A 17,111-nucleotide genomic window follows, 5' to 3' on the forward strand; every position below is an offset into this window, starting at 1 on the left:
AAAAGGATGTTATTTTACATTGTCGTTGCAAACGGGCAGGAAAATGTGTCTTAAGGACTCATTTTCCTGCCTGTGTTGGGCTGGATTTCCCGAAAGTGTCGACGGGCCAAGGGGAACTTGGAAAATCGACACAAGTATCTTCGCCTCCAGGTGAGGCAAGGAGAAAGTCATGAGGTATCTCAGTGAGAAGCGTCGTCAGCGGTTCGCCCGGGAATTTCCGGGGTTGGATCAGATCCCCGGTTTCAAATGGGCGTCGATCAAGAAGTTCGACGTCCAGCGTGTCAGTCCGTTCCTTCTTCAGGGAGGAGGGATTATCATGGATGATCACAGAACGGTCTTCTACGTTGTCTACAATGGAGCGATGACGCGCCTGGATGCCAATGTGATCTTCGATCCTTCCTCTGATCGGCGGCCGAGCATTTACGTGCGGTCTAATGGAGAGCAGATTTTTCAGATCAGTTCCAGACCGCCAGACTTCATCGTTGAGATCCGCAGCGAATGGGATTCCCACGGTAATTCCATTGATGTCTGCATTATCTACAAGGCCGACAAGTTCGACTGGGATGGATACTTCAAGCGTTTCGAGCCTGGACCGGAGAAGTTCGAGCAGTTCGTCTGATGACAGCCAGCAACGGCAAAACGTTCTCGATTGACGTCTAAACAATCGAAGCCCCGACCATCTGGCCGGGGTTTTCTTTTGTATTTTCCTAAACCCTACACCCCAAACCCTAAACCTCACTGGCTATACCCCAGACCCTATACCCTAATTTAAGACCTACGGCAAGGTTAAACCTCCCAGAGAAAATACTGCTTAACAAAGCGATATTTTTCTTACACCTAATTGTCAAGGTTTAACCTTGACAGTGCTTACGCCTTTATTTTTCTTGACATTGCAATTAAATTGTACTATCCTTAAAAAGGATACGGAAAAACATGTGGTTTTCCGACAAAGTTTGTCATCCGGTTTGCCTAGCTCCATGTAGGAGTTAGCGCTGAAATAGTCAAGAGACAAAAGGAGATAAAGATGAAGAATCTGTGGATTTGTACGACCAGGATCTTTCTGTTTCAGATCTTGGTTGGTGGAGTGACGTTCGGTATGACCGGCGATGTTGCACTTGCGGCTACCGCGGTCATCATCATGACCGCCGCCGCGGTCATTGTCACCGCCCTCTCTGCAATCTCCACAACCGCCACCTACGCTGATCTTTTAACCACTCTTGCCGCTCTCATCGCCGCCTTCGCTGCCCATGCCGCTCTCATCGCCGCTTTCGCCTTCATCGAACTCGCCGCCTTCGTCATCGCCGCCCTCGTCTTCGTCATCGCCAAAAACGCGAGGGAAAACGGAGCCAAGGAGCCGTTCTGGGCTCTGTGGCTGACGGCATTGCCGGCCGGTGTCGGTACGATTATCGGCGGTTCGTACCTGCTTGCCTTGCGCTTGCAGGGCCGGAGGACAACAACCGCTTGATGAGCCATACCCCCGCGTCCATGTGACGCGGGGTTTTTCTATTCTATTTCTGTCCCCACATTTTCAAACCATCTAAACCCTATACCCCAGCAGACCCTATACCCTAATTTGACATAAATCTCCTTTCTGCTATTCTTTTACAAGCTCACCAAGAGCTATTTTAATTAGGGTTAGGAGTTTTGAATTTCCCTAAACCCTAAACCCTAGTCGCTAAACCCTAGTTCTCATGGCCACTAAAGCCCAAATTGCAAAATCAAAGAAAAAACCAAAGTTTCAAACCCGAACTGTTCGGCGTTGTTTTAAGTGTGGTCGTTGCAGGGGTTATATGAGAGATTTTGACCTCTGCCGAATTTGTTTTAGGGAGTTTGCGAACGAAGGGGTTTTGCCGGGGATTAAGAAATCAAGCTGGTAATTTTTTAATTTATCCTTCACTAGATTTGGAAAAATGACTGATCCAATATCCGATTTATTAATAAGAATTAAAAACGCGGCGCAAACTGGGAAAAAGCACGCTTCTGTTTCTTATTCCAAACTAATGCTTAATTTGTTGGAAGTTCTTGAAAAAGAAGGTTTTGTAGAAAAGATTTCGCAGAAAGGTAAAAAACCCGGAGATCGATCTATTGAATTTGAAATTTCTTACGATGGCTCAAAACCGAAAGTCAAAGGTACGGAAAGGGTTTCCAGGTTTTCAAGAAGGGTGTATTTGAAAAATAAGGACATTGCGGCAGTCAGAAAAGGTTTCGGACGCGTTATTTTAACGACCCCCAAGGGAGTTATGGCAGACAGAGAAGCTATTAAAGAAAATATCGGCGGCGAGGCCTTGTTTCGAATTTGGTAATAAAAAATATGAGCAGAATAGGAAAAAAACCAATTTCTATACCGGAGAATACCACTGTCAGCTTAAACGACGGCCTTTTGCTGGTAAAGGGCCCAAAAGGTGAGATTTCCAGAAAGTTTAACGACAATATCAAAATTTCTGTTGAGGATAATTCGGTAAAGTTAACACCTGCAAAGAAAGATAATTTCAGCCAAGTTCTCTGGGGAACCTACGCTTCTCATGTTGCCAATATGGTAAGTGGGGTAAACACCGGTTTTGAGAAAAAACTCGTAATAGAGGGTATTGGATTTAAAGCGGAGGTTAAGGGCGATAGCATTGTCTTAAACGTCGGTTTCTCTCATCCCGTAGAGTTAAAAATCCCTGGAGGGATAAATGTTGTGACCGAAAAAGATTCAATAAAAATTTCCGGGATTGATAAAGAAATGGTCGGGCAGTTTGCCGCTAAAGTAAGAGATGTTAAGAAACCAGAACCTTACAAAGGAAAAGGTATTCATTACGAAGGAGAACAGATTAGAAGAAAACAAGGCAAGAAGTCTGCGTAAAAATTTTTAAACAAAGCTATGAAAGTCTTAACAAAGATAGAAAGAAGGAGAAAGAGAATAAGGTCAAAAATTTTTGGCACGGTAGAGCGACCACGGGTTAGTGTGTTTCGATCCAACACTTCTATCTACGCTCAAGTCATTGATGATAAAACCGGAGAGACATTGGTAGCTATTCATACTAAGAATGTTGAAGGTAAGAATCCTACCGAAAGAGCCAAACAAGCCGGCAAATTGTTGGCCGAGAAAGCTAAAGAAAAGAAAATTACAAAGATAGTTTTTGATAGAGGGGGTTATTTGTTTGGTGGTAAAATCAAGGCTTTAGCAGAAGGGTTGAGAGAGGGTGGTCTAGAATTTTAATTTGTTTTTTAAAGATTATGAAATCAGAAGAAAAAAAAGAGGAAAAAGCAGGGGCTGAAGTTGCAGACAACAAACAGCGTTCCGACAAGCCGGTCTTTGCAAAAAATAGAAGGCGCCGTTCGGACAAATTCGAAAAAGCCGGCCGACCTAAGCCGGAATTTGAACAGAAGATCATAGAGATCCGCAGGGTTGCCAGAGTTGTTTCTGGTGGAAGACGCTTTAGTTTTAGTGTGGCCTTAGTTGCCGGCAATAGAAAAGGATCAGTCGGTGTCGGGCTTGGCAAGTCAAATGATACTCCGGTTGCGATTGAAAAAGCTTACAGAGACGCAAAGAAAAATTTGATAAATATATCTTTAACCAAAGACTCCTCTATCCCACATTTGGTAAAAGGTAAATTTTCTAGCTCAAAAGTAATAATGATGCCGGCTCCTGGTAGAGGAATATTAGCCGGAAGCTCCGTTCGAGACGTGGTGGAATTGGCAGGAATAAAGAATATAAATTCTAAGGTTGTCTCCGGTAGCAAAAATAAGCTAAATAATGCCAAAGCGGCAATAGAAGCATTAGTTCAGTTTCAAGGTTAGATTTGAAATAAATTAAACACTATGCAGTTACACAACTTAAAACCAAAAACCAAAAACAAAAAATCCCGCCAGGTTGGACGTGGAGGTAAGAGAGGAAAAACCTCCGGTCGTGGTATGAAGGGGCAAAAAGCTCGAGCCGGTCGCAAATTAAGACCGGAAGTTAGAGATTTGATAAAGCGTTTGCCTAAAAAAAGAGGTTATAGATTCAAGAGTTTTCAGATCAAGCCCGTAATTATTTCTCTACAAGATATAGAAGACAATTTTTCATCTGGCGAAGAGGTTAGTCCTGATTCTTTATCTAAGAAAAATTTGATTACCAGAAAAGATTTGGAGATTGGAGTAAAAGTCTTGTCTGATGGTAAACTAACTAAAAAGATTGTTCTGTCCGGATGTTTGTTTTCCAGTTCTGCAAAGTCTGCAATTGAGAAAGCCGGAGGCGAGGTAAAATAAAAATATGAGCGGATTTAGCACAAAGTTAAAACTCATCTTCCAAGATAGGATTTTGAGAAAAAGAATATTTTTTGTCCTTGGGGCTTTAGTAGTCTTCAGGATGCTGGCATCCATCCCCATCCCCGGAGTTGACGCTTTTCAGTTAGAGAGGTTTTTTTCTGACAATCAATTTCTGGGTCTTTTGAACATTTTTTCCGGTGGTGGTTTGGCCAATCTTTCGATTGTGATGCTTGGTGTTGCGCCTTATATTACCGCTTCTATTATTATGCAGCTTCTGACCATTATGTCGCCCAAACTTAAAGCCATGTATCAGGAGGAGGGGGACGCGGGCAGGAAAAAATTTAATCAGTATTCAAGATTTTTGACCGTGCCTCTTGCTTTTATTCAAGGTTTTGGTTTTTTGGCTTTTCTTCGCTCACAGGGCGTGCTTGCGGAAATGACTTTAACTGATCAGTTGGTGAACGTTTTGATTATTGCCGCCGGTTCAATTTTGCTTATGTGGATTGGTGAATTAATTTCGGAGTTTGGTATTGGTAACGGAGTTTCAATATTAATTTTTGCCGGTATTGTCGCCGTCCTACCTTCAACTATTACCCAGCTCTTGTTTACTTTCGAAATATCGCAATTACCAATTTATCTTGCCGCCTTTGTTGCCGCTCTAGCGATAACTTACGGTGTGGTCTTTATTACTGAAGCCGAGAGGCCAATCCCAATTACTTATAGCAAGAGAATCAGGGGCTCTCGAGTCTTCGGTGGAGTTTCAACTTATTTACCGCTACGTTTGAATCAAGCTGGAGTAATTCCGATTATCTTTGCGCTCTCTATTCTTCTTTTCCCGCAAATGGTCTTAAATTTTCTAGGTAGTATTGATAATTTGACAGTTCAAAATATTTCTCAAATTCTTTTGAGAATTGTTGAACAGCCGTGGATTTACGCGACAGTCTATTTTGGTCTGGTTTTCCTCTTCACCTATTTTTATACTGCTGTAACTTTTGACCCGAATACGACCGCGACTCATTTGCAGAAGAGTGGAGCTTTTATCCCCGGAGTTCGTCCCGGAGAAAACACTTCTTCTTATGTCGGAAAGATTTTAACTCGCCTGACTTTGGTTGGCGCCTCGTTTTTGGGTATTATCGCTGTTCTACCCCTTGTTATGGTGGCTTTAACCGACATCACCGCTTTTGCTATCGGTGGCACAGGCCTTCTGATTGTTGTTTCGGTTGTGATTGATTTGATAAAGAAAATCGAAGCCCAGATAACAGCAAGAGAATATTAAAAGATGCAAATGCGAACACGAACTTTCATGTTTTTTGGCCCGTCTGGCTCTGGCAAAGGCACACAAGCCAAGCTCTTGATAGATTTTTTGGAAAATAAACAGGGACGGAAAGTTATTTACATAGAAACCGGCCAAAAAATAAGGGAATTTATAATTAATGGCGGTTATACCAGTCGCCTGACCAAAGAAATCATAGACAAAGGTGGACTTCTACCGGCTTTTTTGCCGGTTTGGCTTTGGACGAGTCATTTGAATGAAAATTTTACCGGTGAAGAAGATTTAGTGCTTGACGGTTTGTGTCGTCGACCATATGAAGCGCCGGTTTTGGATTCGGCTTTGAAATTCTACAAATTAGACAAGCCGTTTGTGGTTTCTTTAAATGTTTCTCGCGACTGGTCTATGGAAAGACTTAAATCAAGGGGCCGGAAAGATGACACCGAAGAATACATAAACAGCCGTCTTGATTGGTATGAAAAAGAGGTGGCGCCCTCGGTTGATTTCTTTAGGAATAATCCCGATTATAATCTTTTGGAGATTAACGGCGAACAACCCATAGAGAAAGTTTACGAAGAAATAATTCAAAAATCCGGAATCTAATTTTTCCAATTGTCTATTTTAAAAAACAAAGAGGAAATAGAAATTTTGCGGGAGGGCGGACGACGTTTGGCTCGGATTCTTGCCAAGATAAAAAGTGCCTCAAAACCCGGAATTAGCACCAAAGATCTTGATGATTTAGCTTTTCGGTTGGCAGATGAAGGTGGCGACAAACCGGCGTTTTTAAATTATTGTCCGGAAGAAAATGGCCGGCCATATCCAGCAACCCTTTGCGTTTCAGTAAATGAGGAATTGGTCCACGGCCTGCCTTCTCCCGAAAAAATTTTAAAAGACGGGGATATTATTTCTGTTGATATGGGTCTTAATCATCTGGGTCTTATAACAGATTCAGCAATAACTTTTCCGATAGGCAAGATTCAAAAAGAAACTCAGCTCTTACTTAAGGCGACAAGGGAATGTCTTGAAACTGGAATTAAGGAAGCTAAATCAGGAAACTTTGTTGGTGATATCGGTTTTGCTATAGAGAAAACAGCCAAAAAATACGGTTTTGATTTGGCAAAAGGACTGGCCGGACACGGTGTTGGTCACAAGGTCCATGAGGATCCGCTTATTCCGAATACTGGAAGGAGGGGGAATGGCATGAAGCTAAAAATTGGTATGGTTTTAGCGATTGAGCCAATGCTTTGTCTTGGCAGTGGTGAGATTTCTCTGGAAAAAGATGGATTTACTATTAGCACCAAAGACAAATCCCTTTGCGCTCATTTTGAACATACAATTGCGATTACCGAAAAAGGCCCGGAGGTGTTGACTTGTTGAAGTTCGCGATTTTGCTATTTTTAGTAAATTCTTCTATACTTTTTGCATTATCAACTACAGACTGTTAGCTACAAATTAATTTACTATGCACCCAAGCAAAGAAAAAACACTAGTTATCATTAAGCCCGATGGAATTCAGAGGACTTTGATCGGCGAGATTATTGGACGATATGAAAGAATCGGCTTAAAGCTCGTTGGGCTCAAAATTGTGGTGCCGAAAGAAGATCAAGTTCACGCTCACTACACAGTTGATCCGGAATGGATTCAAAAAACTGGTGAAAAGGCGATTTCGGCTTATGAGAAGAAAGGGCAAACTCCTCCCTCAACAGATCCGATGGAAGTCGGCAACAAAGTTTTGGAAAATTTGAAAAAATATTTAACATCCGGCCCGGTTGTGGCAATGGTTTGGCAAGGCGCTCATGCGGTTGAGGTTGTTCGAAAAATTACTGGAGGCACGGAACCCCGTTCAAGCGATGTCGGCACCATCCGAGGCGATTTTGTATTGGATTCATATCAAATGGCTGACACTGACGGCCGAGCTATCAGAAATCTTATTCACGCTTCCGGCTCAACTGATGAAGCTCAAAAAGAAATTTCTCTTTGGTTTGACGGAAATGAAATCGTAAATTATCGATTAGTTCAGGAACAAATCACATACGATGTAAATCTAGACGGGATTTTGGAGTAATTCTCTTGTTTTTGGTATAATCTATAAGGGGTTGTTTGAAACATTCTCTATGACATTTGTCAGGGAGTTCAAATTGCTCTACTCCTCGGAGTAGAGTTGAGAGCACCCACCTATGATTTTATAGGGCAAATGTTTTCAAATGACCCCCACTAAAATTCCTCCGCCCGAAGCGGGGGAATTTTAGTTTTGGCACTGTGATATCATTAAGGCGTGCAAAACTAGTTAAAAAATGGAAAATAAAATTCTAAAAATTATCCTAGGACTCATTGTCGCTATTGCTATTTTACACACGGTAGCCATCTATTTCTATTTGTATTACGAACTTTGGTGGTTTGATATTTTGATGCACTTTGTTGGCGGTTTTTGGACAGTCTTGTTTTTTCTCTGGCTTTTGGTTTTTTCTGGAGCGTTTTTGCTTGATGTTGAACGTAAAAATCCGGCGATTCTGTCTTTCTTGGCAACGTCTTTTCTTGTGATCGTTGCTGTTTTTTGGGAAATTTTTGAACTAAAATTTGGTCTGACTTCTCTTAACGACTTTGATTATATTCAAGACACAGTTTCTGATATCTTTTCGGCTTTTGCCGGCGGACTTTTGGCTTCTCTATTTTTCTTCCGGAAAGTTTTTAAAAACTTCTAAAAGAAAAAGGCGCCCCATACAGATAGCGCCCACGAAACCGTCTTCATCAGCTGCTGACTCTTTCCGCCTTACTCAGGTAGAGTTTCCGGCAGAGTTGACTCGGCTGGGGTTTGGTTTCCCCCCTTTCTTCTTTTTCTCCTTCTTTCCGGCACACTTCCTGTTCCTCTGCCGGATGCGTTGTTGATTGAGGTTTTTCCACACGCTCTTTTTCCATGGATTTCTCCTTCTTGGTGTGCGAGTCCAAAATATATGATAGCAAAATATCCACCTCGCGCAATGCAAGGTGTGGATTTTGACTGTTGGAGTTAGGAGATTTTTTTAATTACCCTCTTGAAAGTTTCCGGATGATTTTGTGCCAAGCCGGAGAGGATTTTTCTGTCTAAAGCGATATTGGCTTTTTTCAGAGCACCAATCAGTTTACTGTAAGAAACTCCCTGCTCTTTTGAAGCGGCTCCTATCCGCACGTTCCAAAGTTTTCGGAAGTCATTTTTCTTATCTCTTCGGTGCGCAAAAGCGTGAGCGCCAGCATGAACTAGCGCTTCATATGCTTGTCTTTCTTTTTTTGACCTGCCATGTCTGTAACCCTTGGCTCTCTTTAAAACATTCTTTCTTGTTTTAAGGGCGTGAACCCCCTTCTTTACTCTTGTCATGGTTCTTTCGGCTTAGATAATATTTTATTTTGATAAAAATCTTCTACTGATTCTCTTGTTAAATTTCAGAGATGAGGATCTCCTTTTTGCAATCCCTTTCCGACCGCTGTCTTTGGAATTGAAATGATTTTGACCAGTTTTTCTTGCAATAACTTTTCCTTTTCTGGTTACTTTCAACCTTTTTGTATACGATTTGTTTGTTTTCATAATCTTAAGTTATTAAACGCTTAGTTTTTGACTCTAGTTTTTTATTGTATCCTGAAGCTAATTTATAGAACTTATTTTTATTTTTTCTCTATTATTATTGTCATTCCCTTCGGACTTTTTTTGGGCGGTTCAGCGATTTTATACTCAACCGGCAATAATTTCAAGATTCTATCCATTCTGTCCTTCAAGAAGTTTTGTTCAAGATATTTTGTTCGGCCTGGTAGGAACAAATCAATTTTTACTCTGTGTTTTTCGCTTAACCACTCGCCGGCTTTTTTAGCTTTTAAGCCAAGGTCATGCTCTCCGGTACCGATTTTTATTTGTATATTTTTTACTTCTACTGACCGGGATTTTGACTTCGCTTGTTTTTGCTTCTTGTTTTCTTCGTACTGATATTTTCCAAAATCAGAGATTCTGGCTATGGGCGGATTGGCGTTTGGTGAAATTTCTATTAAATCAAGACCCAGCTCCTCGCTTTTTTTGAGAGCTTCACTTAAGGTCAAAATTCCGAGATTTTCGCCTTGGGATCCAATAACCCTTAATTCAGAGGCCCTAATTTGGTGGTTTATCCTTGCTTTCCAGTTATTCAATTATTTTAGGCGACAAGTTATTAACTTCTAAAGTATAGCACGACTTGTTTTTTACTGCAAATTTTTTCCTAGCGCTCTAGTGGTGATGGTGGTGATGGTGGTGTTCTATTTTTGGTTTTTGACCCTTATATTTTTCCAGCACAAAGACGGCAATCAATGTTGTTATTGGTATTGTCAGCACAAGGCCGATGCTTCCGACTATTGTTCGTAAGATTTCTAAGGCAAAAACTTCTTGATTCACAATCATTCCAATACTGGATTCGGAAATAGAAAAGAGCATGAGAAGTGGCAGGGCGGCACCGGTATAAGCTAAGGCCAGTGTGTTGACCAAAGCGCCGGCATGCTCGCGCCCGACTCGCAGGGCTTTGCCATAGACTTCTTTTTTGGAAAGGTTTGGATTTGTGCCATAAAGTTCGCTAACCACGGCCGATTGGGTTATGGCAATATCGTCGAGTACTCCAAGAACGCCGATTATTATTCCCGCCAAAAGTAATCCGGAAAGATCAAGTTGGCCGAAGGTGCTGAAGTTTAGATATATGGCTTCGTCGCTTGCGAAACCGGACAGTCGGCCGATTTTAACTGAAAGAAAAGCTAAGACGCTTGTGATAGAAACTGCCAGAATTGTTCCAGTGAACGCCACGGTTGATTCGCGATTGAATCCGTGGGTGAAATAGATTGCCAAAAAGAGAACAATTGTTGCAATTAAAGTGCTTGTTAGAACCGGCGGATACCCATTTAAAAGTAACGGCAGAAGTATATAAATAATGACCAAAAAAGTTCCAAATAATCCCAACAGCGCCCTAAGCCCTTGCCATCCTCCGAAAATTAGAATCGTAAACGCAAAAAGCAAAGAAAATATTATCAATGTGGGTCGTCGGTCCACGTCTCTGACAGAGAATATTTCTCTTCCGTCTATTGTTATTAGAAAATTGAGAAAAAAGGTGTCTCCGATTTTCAGGGGGATGTAATCGTTTTGCAAAGATATTATTTCACCACTTCTTTCTCCTTCCATAATTCTGGCTTCCAAAACCTGAACCACCGTTTCTGTATCGGTGCCGGGAATTAGGACCTTTTCTTCAGAAACCACTTTCTCAACCTTTGCTTTCCATGCCCCCTGAAAATCTTGATGAATTTCTTGACCAAGAGCGATTTGGTTTGCGGTCGGCAGGAGAAAAAAGAGCAATATTAAAAAAAATGTTTTTAATCTTGGCATTTTCTGCACACCCCGAATAGTTCAAAAGAGTGTTCCATTATTCTATCAAAATAAGATGACGAACGCAGGATTTTTTTGCTGATACGGTCAATGACACATTTGTTCGGGTAGAGGTTAAAATCTTCGACTAAACCACATTTTTTACAGACGATGTGGTGATGGTGGTTTTCGCTTAATTCGTACGACGTAAAATTTCCGCCCAGATCTACTTTGCGGATAAGGTTTTTCTCCAGAAAAGTTTCAAGATTTCTGTAAATGGTGGCCAAATCCGCACCTCTGCCAGCCATTTTTTTATGGAGCTTCTCGGCATTTAAAGGGGCGCGAGAGTCTTTGAATAATTTTAGCATCCAAACTCGGGTCGATGTAACTTTCAAACCATTTTGTTTCAGGATGTCTTGTTTTGTTTTGTTGTTTGACATGTTTTTAGGGTCTGATAATATAATGCTATTACAAATGCGAATAATTTGCAATTAAAATGTTAACTTTTTATATTTTATTAAGTGTTTTTGCTGTCAGCTTGATCTCTTTGATCGGAGCTTTGACTCTGTCTTTTCAAAAAGAATTTTTGCAAAAAATTCTTTTTGTGCTGGTCGGCTTAGCCGCTGGCGCTCTTTTCGGCGATGCTTTTCTCCATCTTATTCCGGAAGCGTTTGAACACGTTGAAAATTGGGTAATCATCTCTCTTATGGTTTTGGCCGGGATTTTAACTTTTTTTGTTTTAGAAAAATTTCTCCATTGGCACCACCATCACGGTGTTGAAAGCGTGGAAGAGTGCCATACGTTAGAGCAGATGGAAAATCACAAAGGCAAAATCAAGCCGCTTGGGGTTTTAGTTTTGACTTCCGACTCCGTTCACAATTTGGTTGACGGCGTTATAATTGCCGCAAGTTTCTTTATAAGCATTGAAGTTGGAATTGCTACCGCCATCGCCGTGGCTTTGCACGAAATTCCCCAAGAGATTGCCGATTTCGGGCTTTTAGTCCACTCCGGAATGTCGCGACTCAAGGCTTTGACTTGGAATTTTGCTACCGCCCTGTTCGCTGTTTTAGGAGCTAGTTTGACTATCCTTTTTGGTGTTTTTTTGGAGCCTTACATTTTTCACATCGGCGCTTTCGCCGCCGGCGCCTTTATCTATATCGCTGGTTCAGACTTGGTGCCGGAAATTCACAAAACTCGCAACCTAAAAAAATCCGCCATTCAATTCGCTTCTATAATTGTTGGAATTCTAATAATGCTTTCTCTCGTTGCTTTGGAGGAAGGACATCACGATGAGGAGGAACATAACAATTTTGGTGAAATAGTGGAAATCCAAACTATCTGATTTTTAAAAAATCTTTACAAAAAACATTCTAACATTCTATAGAATGTTAGAATGTTTTTTTATGATTAGAATTTAAGAATCCTGATTCCTGGTTATTTTTTTGTAATCTGCTGCCAGAGCCAGATGCCGAGAAGTATCGCGTCTACAAATATCACAATCCAAAAGATTGTGAATAAGAGACCGGCTCCTCCCATCATGCCCCAGCCGCTAAAGTTCATCATATGAGGTTATTATAGCATTTCTAATCCTCCATTCTTTTTCTCATTTGCATAAAATACCCCTAGGGGGTATAATTGGGAAACAATAACTAATAATCAATAACGATATGAAAGCTGAATATAAAAACAAAGCCAAAAGACGACTTAAGATAATTGAAGGGCAGATCAGAGGTCTACAGAAGATGGTCGAGAATGATAAATACTGCGTTGATATTATTGTTCAAGCAGAGGCAGTAAAGGAGGCGCTTTCTGGGATTGAGGATTTGATTTTGGAGAATCATTTGTCTACTCATGTTATGGAGCAGATGAAATCTGGAAAAGAGAGTAAAGCAACTAAAGAGATTTTGTTGTTATATAAATTATCAAGAAAGAAATAATTTGTTTTACTATTTTTAATTTTAGAAAAATCTATGAATTCAAAAATTTCGTTTATTTTAATAGGAGTTGTCGGAATATTTATCGGCATTTTAATTGCACCAATTTTCTCCGGTAACCTGATGATGGGATTTACTCCCGGCAAAAAATTAGCACCCACTACTTCTCTAGGAAATATAGATAGACACTTTATTGAGGAGATGATTCCTCATCATAATGGTGCTATTGCTATGGCAGAGCTCGCTCTTGAACGTTCAGGGCGGGAAGAGATTAGATCCTTATCTGAAGATATTATTAAAGCCCAGACTTTGGAAAATAATCAGATGAAAGAGTGGTATCAAGCTTGGTTTGGCGGAGAAGTTCCGGAAAGTTTTTCGGGAATGTCCGGTATGATGCATGGCCAAATGCCTATGCATATGGAGGGAATGGAGGGAGACATTGAAGCTCTACTAAGAGCAGAAAATTTCGACCTTGAGTTTTTAAGGCAAATGATTTTACACCATGAAATGGCTATTATGATGGCCAGAATGCTATCTACCGGAAGTGTCCGGTCAGAAATGCAAATTTTGGCTGACCAGATTATAACTTCTCAATCTGAAGAGATTGAAATTATGAGAAACTGGCAAAAAGAATGGTCTAAAAAATAATTAGAAAGATTAAAAATTAGATATGAGTGAAACTATAAAAAATTTTTATACTTGTCCTATGCACCCGGAAATTCAAAAAGATGGTCCGGGAATGTGTCCGGAATGTGGGATGAATTTAGTAAAAAGTAGAAAGTCAAAAGTAGAAAGTAAAGATGCTGCAAGCCACGATAAACATCAAGGACACAAAACGGAAAGTTTTTTGCGGAAATTTTGGGTGGCTTTAATTTTGACAATACCGCTTGTAGCTTATTCAGAACTTCCAGAATTGTTTTTCGGCAAAGGATTACCGTATTTCCCCGGACTTGAATATTTGATTCTGGTTTTAGGTTCAATCGTCTTTTTCTACGGCGGTTGGGTTTTTCTGACAGGGGCATTTAGAGAACTTCGAGCTCGGTTGCCGGGAATGATGACTTTGATTGCTTTGGCGATTTCAGCAGCTTATCTTTGGAGTATTTATGCCATTTTTGCCGGCGAACACCCTCTTTTCTGGGAGCTTGGAACTTTAGTGACAATTATGCTTTTAGGCCACTGGCTTGAAATGAAGGCGGTTAAAAAAGCCCGCGGTGCTCTAAAAGAATTAGCAAAATTAATTCCCGACACTGCCGAATTAATATTAAGGACATCAGATGTCAATATATCGACATCGCAAGTCCTTAATTTGAATAAAGGAGGGTTTAAAACAAAAATTATTTCGATTCTAGAGCTTAGAGTCGGAGATGTGGTTTTGGTAAAACCGGGGGCGAGAGTGCCGGCTGATGGAAAAGTTATTCGGGGTCAATCTGAACTGGACGAGTCAATTGTAACCGGTGAATCAAAGTTGGTTTCCAAAAAAGCCGGAGATGAAGTAATTGCCGGTACCATAAACAGCGACGGAAGTTTAGAAGTTGAGGTAACAAAAATCGGTGAAGAAACTTTTTTAGCCGGAATAATGCGTTTGGTTGCTGAAGCCGAAAGCTCTAAGTCACGCCTTCAAATTCTCTCCGACAAAGCGGCGCTCGTTTTAACAATTATTGCCGTTTCAGCTGGAGCTATTACTTTAACTGCTTGGCTTTTGGCTGGCCGGGAAGTTGCTTTCGCGGTAGCTCGGCTAGTGGCAGTTTTGGTTATTGCCTGTCCTCACGCTTTGGGCCTAGCTGTGCCATTAGTTGCATCAATTTCTACCAATATGGCGGCTTCAAACGGTTTTATCGTAAAGAGGCGTCTGGCTCTTGAAGAAGCTCGCCGAATCCAAGTTGTGCTTTTTGACAAAACCGGGACTTTAACGGAAGGAAGGTTTGGTGTGGATGTAATTTTGTCTGCCGATGGAGTTGAAGAGAATAAAGTTTTGCAAATGGCTGCTTCTGTAAATAAACATTCCGAACACTCAATTGCCAAAGCAATAGTTGAAGAAGCAAAAAAAAGAAATATTGGTCTTGAAGACATAAAAAATTTTGAGCGCCTAGCTGGTAAAGGCGCAAAAGGATTTATCCTCGGAAAAGAAATTTTAGTGGGAAGCGAGGTTTTGGTAAAGGAGAAAAATATTCAAATTAGCGAAGATGTTTATTCAAAAGTTAAAGGGTTAGAAGGGCAAGGTAAAACGGTAATTTTTGCTTTGTCTGGAGATAAACTTTTAGGCGGCATTGCCTTATCGGATGTTATTCGTCCAGAGTCCAAAAAAGCGGTTGAGATGCTCCATAATCAGGGTATTAAGGTTGCAATGGTTACGGGGGACTCGGAAGATGTGGCCTCTTATGTTGCTAAAGAATTGGGGATTGATGAATATTTTGCTCGGGTCTTGCCAGAGCAAAAGGTTGAGAAAGTCAAAGAATTGCAAAATCGTGGTTTGAAAGTGGCGTTTGTGGGCGATGGTGTGAACGACGCTCCGGCTTTAACTCAAGCCGACTTGGGAATTGCGGTCGGTGCAGGCACTAATGTGGCCATTGAATCGGCTGGCATAATTTTAGCTAAAAATGATCCACAAGACATTTCGAAAATAATCAGGCTTTCAAAGCTAACTTACAATAAAATGATTCAGAATCTTTTCTGGGCAACGGGTTACAACATTATCGCTTTGCCTTTGGCAGCCGGAGCGCTGATGTTTTACGGGGTGCCGCCGGTGGAGCCGGCAGTGGCCGCAATTTTTATGTCGGCCTCAACTGTTATCGTGGCAGTAAATGCAATGTTTTTAAGAAGTAGGTCATTGAATTAAAAATTAAAATAAACTAATTTATGAAAAAAATATTTTTTATTTTTACTACCCTTGTTGTGTTTGCCGGAATATTATTTTTTTGGCAAAGTTCCCCAGATGTTGTTCAAATAAGTTTAGCCGGAGAAAAGGTAGAAGTTTTTAAAACACCCGAGTGTGGTTGTTGCGGAGTCTATGTCAACTATCTTTCCAGAAGCGGAGTAGAAGTGGAAGCAAAAAATGTTTCTAATTTTGAGTTGGGAAAAATGAAAGAGGAATACGGAATTCCGCAAAGTTTATCAAGTTGCCACACTTCATTTGTGGCCGGCTATGCGATTGAAGGTCATATTCCGCTTGAAGTGATTGAGAAACTACTGACAGAGAAGCCGGATATAAAAGGTATTGCGTTACCAGGGATGCCTTCTGGAACACCCGGAATGCCGGGGCCAAAGACCGAAGACTGGGTTATTTATGCTACTTCAAATGATGGAGAAATTTATGAATTTATAAAAATATGAAAAAAGAATTATTAACTTTGCTAGGTTTGTTTGCGCTTGCACCTAAATTTGTTTCGGCTCATTGTCCGCTTTGCACCGCTGGCGCCGGAGTACTCGCGGTTTTTGCCGCCTCAATTGGTGTTAAAACGCCGGTAGTCGGAGTTTTTATCGGTGCTTTTGCATTAGCTTTAGGTCTCTGGATGGCGCGGCTTATAAAAAAGAAGCACATGAAATATCAGGACACCCTCGTTGCGGTCGGTGTTTATTTATTAACAATCGTTCCCATAATGCCTTTTATCATAGAATACCGTCCTCTTTACATTTCTTTTTTCGGCGAATACGGAACTTTATTCCATAACACTTATCTTATAAACCCCTATGTTTTCGGATCGGTTTTAGGAGGCATTCTGTTATTTTTGGCACCTTATTTAAGCAGATTTATTGCCCGTTTAAGAAATGGTCAAATCCTACCTTATCAGGGTTTGGGAATCACCTTCATTCTTCTTATTGTGGCAGGGGTAATTTTACAACTGACAATTTAATATGCTCTGGGCTTTAATTTCAATAGCCGTTTTATTTTTTCTCTCGCTCGGATTAAAAAAGCTGTTTCCAAGCTTGTGCGCCATTTGCTTTTCGGTATTCGCCACTTGGCTTTTTGGACTTCTTTTATATTTTTCGGGGCAAATTTTTATTGAAATTGACCCGCTGGTTTTGGCTCTTCTTATGGGCGGAAGTGCTGTCGGATTTTTATATTATTTAAACCGTCATCTGCCGAAAAGATTTCTGGTGTTTCGGTTGCCGTATCTTTTAACCGTTTTCATTGTTTTTTATTTTTTCCTTAAATTTGAGATTGATTTGCCGGTGTTGGTTTTTGTCTTTGTTATTTGGGTAATTTTCGGATTGGTTTTTCTTCTTAGAAATAAAACAGCCGACGGTTGGTTTAAAAAAATAATAGATTGTTGTAGAAGTTGGTGATTTATGGTTTTGTTGGGCTGAAGGCGGTTTGATAGCAATAATGCTGATA

Annotated in this window: 25 protein-coding genes; 20 read left to right on the plus strand and 5 right to left on the minus strand. The window is 40.8% G+C overall.

The features are described 5' to 3' along the window. Nucleotides 1-169 precede the first annotated feature (169 nt). The 13 genes from QY304_03305 to QY304_03365 all read left to right on the plus strand — a co-directional run bounded on the left by QY304_03305 (nucleotide 170) and on the right by QY304_03365 (nucleotide 8,205). Entirely contained in the window at nucleotides 170-619 is a 450-nt protein-coding gene (locus tag QY304_03305; GenBank protein ID WKZ26393.1) for a hypothetical protein, read from the plus strand. Nucleotides 620-1,024: 405 nt separating this feature from the next. Further along, nucleotides 1,025-1,465, plus strand: coding sequence for a hypothetical protein (locus QY304_03310; GenBank protein WKZ26394.1), 441 nt, complete (start codon nucleotides 1,025-1,027; stop codon nucleotides 1,463-1,465). 226 nt (nucleotides 1,466-1,691) lie between these two features. Further along, on the plus strand, nucleotides 1,692-1,877 hold the full coding sequence (locus QY304_03315; protein ID WKZ26395.1) for a type Z 30S ribosomal protein S14: 186 nt from the start codon (nucleotides 1,692-1,694) through the stop codon (nucleotides 1,875-1,877). A gap of 33 nt (nucleotides 1,878-1,910) precedes the next feature. Next, the gene (gene rpsH / locus QY304_03320; GenBank protein WKZ26396.1) at nucleotides 1,911-2,303 is read left to right on the plus strand and encodes a 30S ribosomal protein S8; all 393 of its coding nucleotides are present in this window, start codon (nucleotides 1,911-1,913) and stop codon (nucleotides 2,301-2,303) included. Nucleotides 2,304-2,311: 8 nt separating this feature from the next. Continuing rightward, nucleotides 2,312-2,845 (plus strand): 50S ribosomal protein L6, encoded by a 534-nt coding sequence (rplF, locus tag QY304_03325; GenBank protein ID WKZ26397.1) that lies wholly within the window; start codon nucleotides 2,312-2,314, stop codon nucleotides 2,843-2,845. Nucleotides 2,846-2,863: 18 nt separating this feature from the next. Beyond that, entirely contained in the window at nucleotides 2,864-3,202 is a 339-nt protein-coding gene (gene rplR / locus QY304_03330) for a 50S ribosomal protein L18 (protein ID WKZ26398.1), read from the plus strand. Between the two features lie 17 nt (nucleotides 3,203-3,219). Further along, nucleotides 3,220-3,783 (plus strand): 30S ribosomal protein S5, encoded by a 564-nt coding sequence (locus QY304_03335; protein WKZ26399.1) that lies wholly within the window; start codon nucleotides 3,220-3,222, stop codon nucleotides 3,781-3,783. Nucleotides 3,784-3,804: 21 nt separating this feature from the next. Next, nucleotides 3,805-4,233, plus strand: coding sequence for a 50S ribosomal protein L15 (gene rplO / locus QY304_03340; GenBank protein WKZ26400.1), 429 nt, complete (start codon nucleotides 3,805-3,807; stop codon nucleotides 4,231-4,233). 4 nt (nucleotides 4,234-4,237) lie between these two features. Further along, nucleotides 4,238-5,509, plus strand: coding sequence for a preprotein translocase subunit SecY (gene secY / locus QY304_03345; protein WKZ26401.1), 1,272 nt, complete (start codon nucleotides 4,238-4,240; stop codon nucleotides 5,507-5,509). 9 nt (nucleotides 5,510-5,518) lie between these two features. Further along, nucleotides 5,519-6,106 carry a nucleoside monophosphate kinase gene (locus QY304_03350; GenBank protein WKZ26402.1) on the plus strand — a complete coding sequence of 196 codons (588 nt, stop codon included), beginning with the start codon at nucleotides 5,519-5,521 and terminating at the stop codon, nucleotides 6,104-6,106. Nucleotides 6,107-6,115: 9 nt separating this feature from the next. Next, on the plus strand, nucleotides 6,116-6,880 hold the full coding sequence (map, locus tag QY304_03355; protein WKZ26403.1) for a type I methionyl aminopeptidase: 765 nt from the start codon (nucleotides 6,116-6,118) through the stop codon (nucleotides 6,878-6,880). Between the two features lie 85 nt (nucleotides 6,881-6,965). Then, nucleotides 6,966-7,568 (plus strand): nucleoside-diphosphate kinase, encoded by a 603-nt coding sequence (locus QY304_03360; protein ID WKZ26404.1) that lies wholly within the window; start codon nucleotides 6,966-6,968, stop codon nucleotides 7,566-7,568. Nucleotides 7,569-7,797: 229 nt separating this feature from the next. Beyond that, on the plus strand, nucleotides 7,798-8,205 hold the full coding sequence (locus tag QY304_03365) for a hypothetical protein (GenBank protein WKZ26405.1): 408 nt from the start codon (nucleotides 7,798-7,800) through the stop codon (nucleotides 8,203-8,205). Nucleotides 8,206-8,510: 305 nt separating this feature from the next. On the opposite strand, the gene rplT is transcribed toward QY304_03365, so the two are convergent. The 5 genes from rplT to QY304_03390 all read right to left on the minus strand — a co-directional run bounded on the left by rplT (nucleotide 8,511) and on the right by QY304_03390 (nucleotide 11,284). Beyond that, complete coding sequence (gene rplT / locus QY304_03370) at nucleotides 8,511-8,855, minus strand: 50S ribosomal protein L20 (protein ID WKZ26406.1); 345 nt, start codon at nucleotides 8,853-8,855, stop codon at nucleotides 8,511-8,513. 24 nt (nucleotides 8,856-8,879) lie between these two features. After that, nucleotides 8,880-9,062 (minus strand): 50S ribosomal protein L35, encoded by a 183-nt coding sequence (locus tag QY304_03375; GenBank protein ID WKZ26407.1) that lies wholly within the window; start codon nucleotides 9,060-9,062, stop codon nucleotides 8,880-8,882. A 77-nt stretch (nucleotides 9,063-9,139) separates the two neighbouring features. Then, nucleotides 9,140-9,652 carry a translation initiation factor IF-3 gene (infC, locus tag QY304_03380; GenBank protein ID WKZ26408.1) on the minus strand — a complete coding sequence of 171 codons (513 nt, stop codon included), beginning with the start codon at nucleotides 9,650-9,652 and terminating at the stop codon, nucleotides 9,140-9,142. A gap of 76 nt (nucleotides 9,653-9,728) precedes the next feature. After that, nucleotides 9,729-10,865, minus strand: coding sequence for a YibE/F family protein (locus QY304_03385; GenBank protein WKZ26409.1), 1,137 nt, complete (start codon nucleotides 10,863-10,865; stop codon nucleotides 9,729-9,731). Further along, nucleotides 10,853-11,284 (minus strand): Fur family transcriptional regulator, encoded by a 432-nt coding sequence (locus tag QY304_03390; GenBank protein WKZ26410.1) that lies wholly within the window; start codon nucleotides 11,282-11,284, stop codon nucleotides 10,853-10,855. The genes QY304_03385 and QY304_03390 overlap by 13 nt, the downstream gene beginning before the upstream one ends. Before the next feature lie 56 nt (nucleotides 11,285-11,340). Between QY304_03390 and QY304_03395 the strand changes: the two genes are divergently transcribed. The 7 genes from QY304_03395 to QY304_03425 all read left to right on the plus strand — a co-directional run bounded on the left by QY304_03395 (nucleotide 11,341) and on the right by QY304_03425 (nucleotide 17,062). Then, nucleotides 11,341-12,186, plus strand: a complete 846-nt coding sequence (locus QY304_03395) for a ZIP family metal transporter (protein WKZ26411.1) — start codon at nucleotides 11,341-11,343, stop codon at nucleotides 12,184-12,186. Between the two features lie 325 nt (nucleotides 12,187-12,511). Beyond that, nucleotides 12,512-12,781 (plus strand): metal-sensing transcriptional repressor, encoded by a 270-nt coding sequence (locus QY304_03400; protein WKZ26412.1) that lies wholly within the window; start codon nucleotides 12,512-12,514, stop codon nucleotides 12,779-12,781. Between the two features lie 33 nt (nucleotides 12,782-12,814). Further along, on the plus strand, nucleotides 12,815-13,426 hold the full coding sequence (locus QY304_03405) for a DUF305 domain-containing protein (protein ID WKZ26413.1): 612 nt from the start codon (nucleotides 12,815-12,817) through the stop codon (nucleotides 13,424-13,426). Between the two features lie 22 nt (nucleotides 13,427-13,448). Further along, nucleotides 13,449-15,614: a heavy metal translocating P-type ATPase gene (locus tag QY304_03410; protein WKZ26414.1), complete on the plus strand. Its 2,166-nt coding sequence runs from the start codon at nucleotides 13,449-13,451 to the stop codon at nucleotides 15,612-15,614. 20 nt (nucleotides 15,615-15,634) lie between these two features. Then, nucleotides 15,635-16,108 carry a DUF411 domain-containing protein gene (locus QY304_03415; protein ID WKZ26415.1) on the plus strand — a complete coding sequence of 158 codons (474 nt, stop codon included), beginning with the start codon at nucleotides 15,635-15,637 and terminating at the stop codon, nucleotides 16,106-16,108. Then, nucleotides 16,105-16,629: a hypothetical protein gene (locus QY304_03420; GenBank protein WKZ26416.1), complete on the plus strand. Its 525-nt coding sequence runs from the start codon at nucleotides 16,105-16,107 to the stop codon at nucleotides 16,627-16,629. The genes QY304_03415 and QY304_03420 overlap by 4 nt, the downstream gene beginning before the upstream one ends. Nucleotide 16,630: 1 nt before the next feature. Then, a complete protein-coding gene (locus QY304_03425) occupies nucleotides 16,631-17,062 on the plus strand; it encodes a hypothetical protein (protein ID WKZ26417.1) in 432 nt (143 codons plus the stop codon). The last annotated feature ends 49 nt before the right edge of the window (nucleotides 17,063-17,111 follow it).

This window comes from Candidatus Paceibacterota bacterium (assembly GCA_030583745.1).
In the GTDB taxonomy this organism is placed as follows: Bacteria; Patescibacteriota; Minisyncoccia; order Phycocordibacterales; family BOKC01; genus BOKC01.

Bases quoted from the DNA above. Each gene is read 5' to 3' on its own strand.
- QY304_03375 (WKZ26407.1), bottom strand. From the start codon at position 9,062: ATGAAAACAAACAAATCGTATACAAAAAGGTTGAAAGTAACCAGAAAA.
- rpsH (WKZ26396.1), top strand. From the start codon at position 1,911: ATGACTGATCCAATATCCGATTTATTAATAAGAATTAAAAACGCGGCG.
- rplT (WKZ26406.1), bottom strand. From the start codon at position 8,855: ATGACAAGAGTAAAGAAGGGGGTTCACGCCCTTAAAACAAGAAAGAAT.
- QY304_03315 (WKZ26395.1), top strand. From the start codon at position 1,692: ATGGCCACTAAAGCCCAAATTGCAAAATCAAAGAAAAAACCAAAGTTT.
- rplO (WKZ26400.1), top strand. From the start codon at position 3,805: ATGCAGTTACACAACTTAAAACCAAAAACCAAAAACAAAAAATCCCGC.
- QY304_03305 (WKZ26393.1), top strand. From the start codon at position 170: ATGAGGTATCTCAGTGAGAAGCGTCGTCAGCGGTTCGCCCGGGAATTT.
- QY304_03310 (WKZ26394.1), top strand. From the start codon at position 1,025: ATGAAGAATCTGTGGATTTGTACGACCAGGATCTTTCTGTTTCAGATC.
- rplR (WKZ26398.1), top strand. From the start codon at position 2,864: ATGAAAGTCTTAACAAAGATAGAAAGAAGGAGAAAGAGAATAAGGTCA.
- secY (WKZ26401.1), top strand. From the start codon at position 4,238: ATGAGCGGATTTAGCACAAAGTTAAAACTCATCTTCCAAGATAGGATT.
- rplF (WKZ26397.1), top strand. From the start codon at position 2,312: ATGAGCAGAATAGGAAAAAAACCAATTTCTATACCGGAGAATACCACT.
- QY304_03335 (WKZ26399.1), top strand. From the start codon at position 3,220: ATGAAATCAGAAGAAAAAAAAGAGGAAAAAGCAGGGGCTGAAGTTGCA.
- QY304_03400 (WKZ26412.1), top strand. From the start codon at position 12,512: ATGAAAGCTGAATATAAAAACAAAGCCAAAAGACGACTTAAGATAATT.
- QY304_03425 (WKZ26417.1), top strand. From the start codon at position 16,631: ATGCTCTGGGCTTTAATTTCAATAGCCGTTTTATTTTTTCTCTCGCTC.
- QY304_03385 (WKZ26409.1), bottom strand. From the start codon at position 10,865: ATGCCAAGATTAAAAACATTTTTTTTAATATTGCTCTTTTTTCTCCTG.
- QY304_03365 (WKZ26405.1), top strand. From the start codon at position 7,798: ATGGAAAATAAAATTCTAAAAATTATCCTAGGACTCATTGTCGCTATT.
- QY304_03405 (WKZ26413.1), top strand. From the start codon at position 12,815: ATGAATTCAAAAATTTCGTTTATTTTAATAGGAGTTGTCGGAATATTT.
- QY304_03415 (WKZ26415.1), top strand. From the start codon at position 15,635: ATGAAAAAAATATTTTTTATTTTTACTACCCTTGTTGTGTTTGCCGGA.
- QY304_03350 (WKZ26402.1), top strand. From the start codon at position 5,519: ATGCGAACACGAACTTTCATGTTTTTTGGCCCGTCTGGCTCTGGCAAA.
- QY304_03390 (WKZ26410.1), bottom strand. From the start codon at position 11,284: ATGTCAAACAACAAAACAAAACAAGACATCCTGAAACAAAATGGTTTG.
- QY304_03410 (WKZ26414.1), top strand. From the start codon at position 13,449: ATGAGTGAAACTATAAAAAATTTTTATACTTGTCCTATGCACCCGGAA.
- QY304_03395 (WKZ26411.1), top strand. From the start codon at position 11,341: ATGTTAACTTTTTATATTTTATTAAGTGTTTTTGCTGTCAGCTTGATC.
- QY304_03420 (WKZ26416.1), top strand. From the start codon at position 16,105: ATGAAAAAAGAATTATTAACTTTGCTAGGTTTGTTTGCGCTTGCACCT.
- QY304_03360 (WKZ26404.1), top strand. From the start codon at position 6,966: ATGCACCCAAGCAAAGAAAAAACACTAGTTATCATTAAGCCCGATGGA.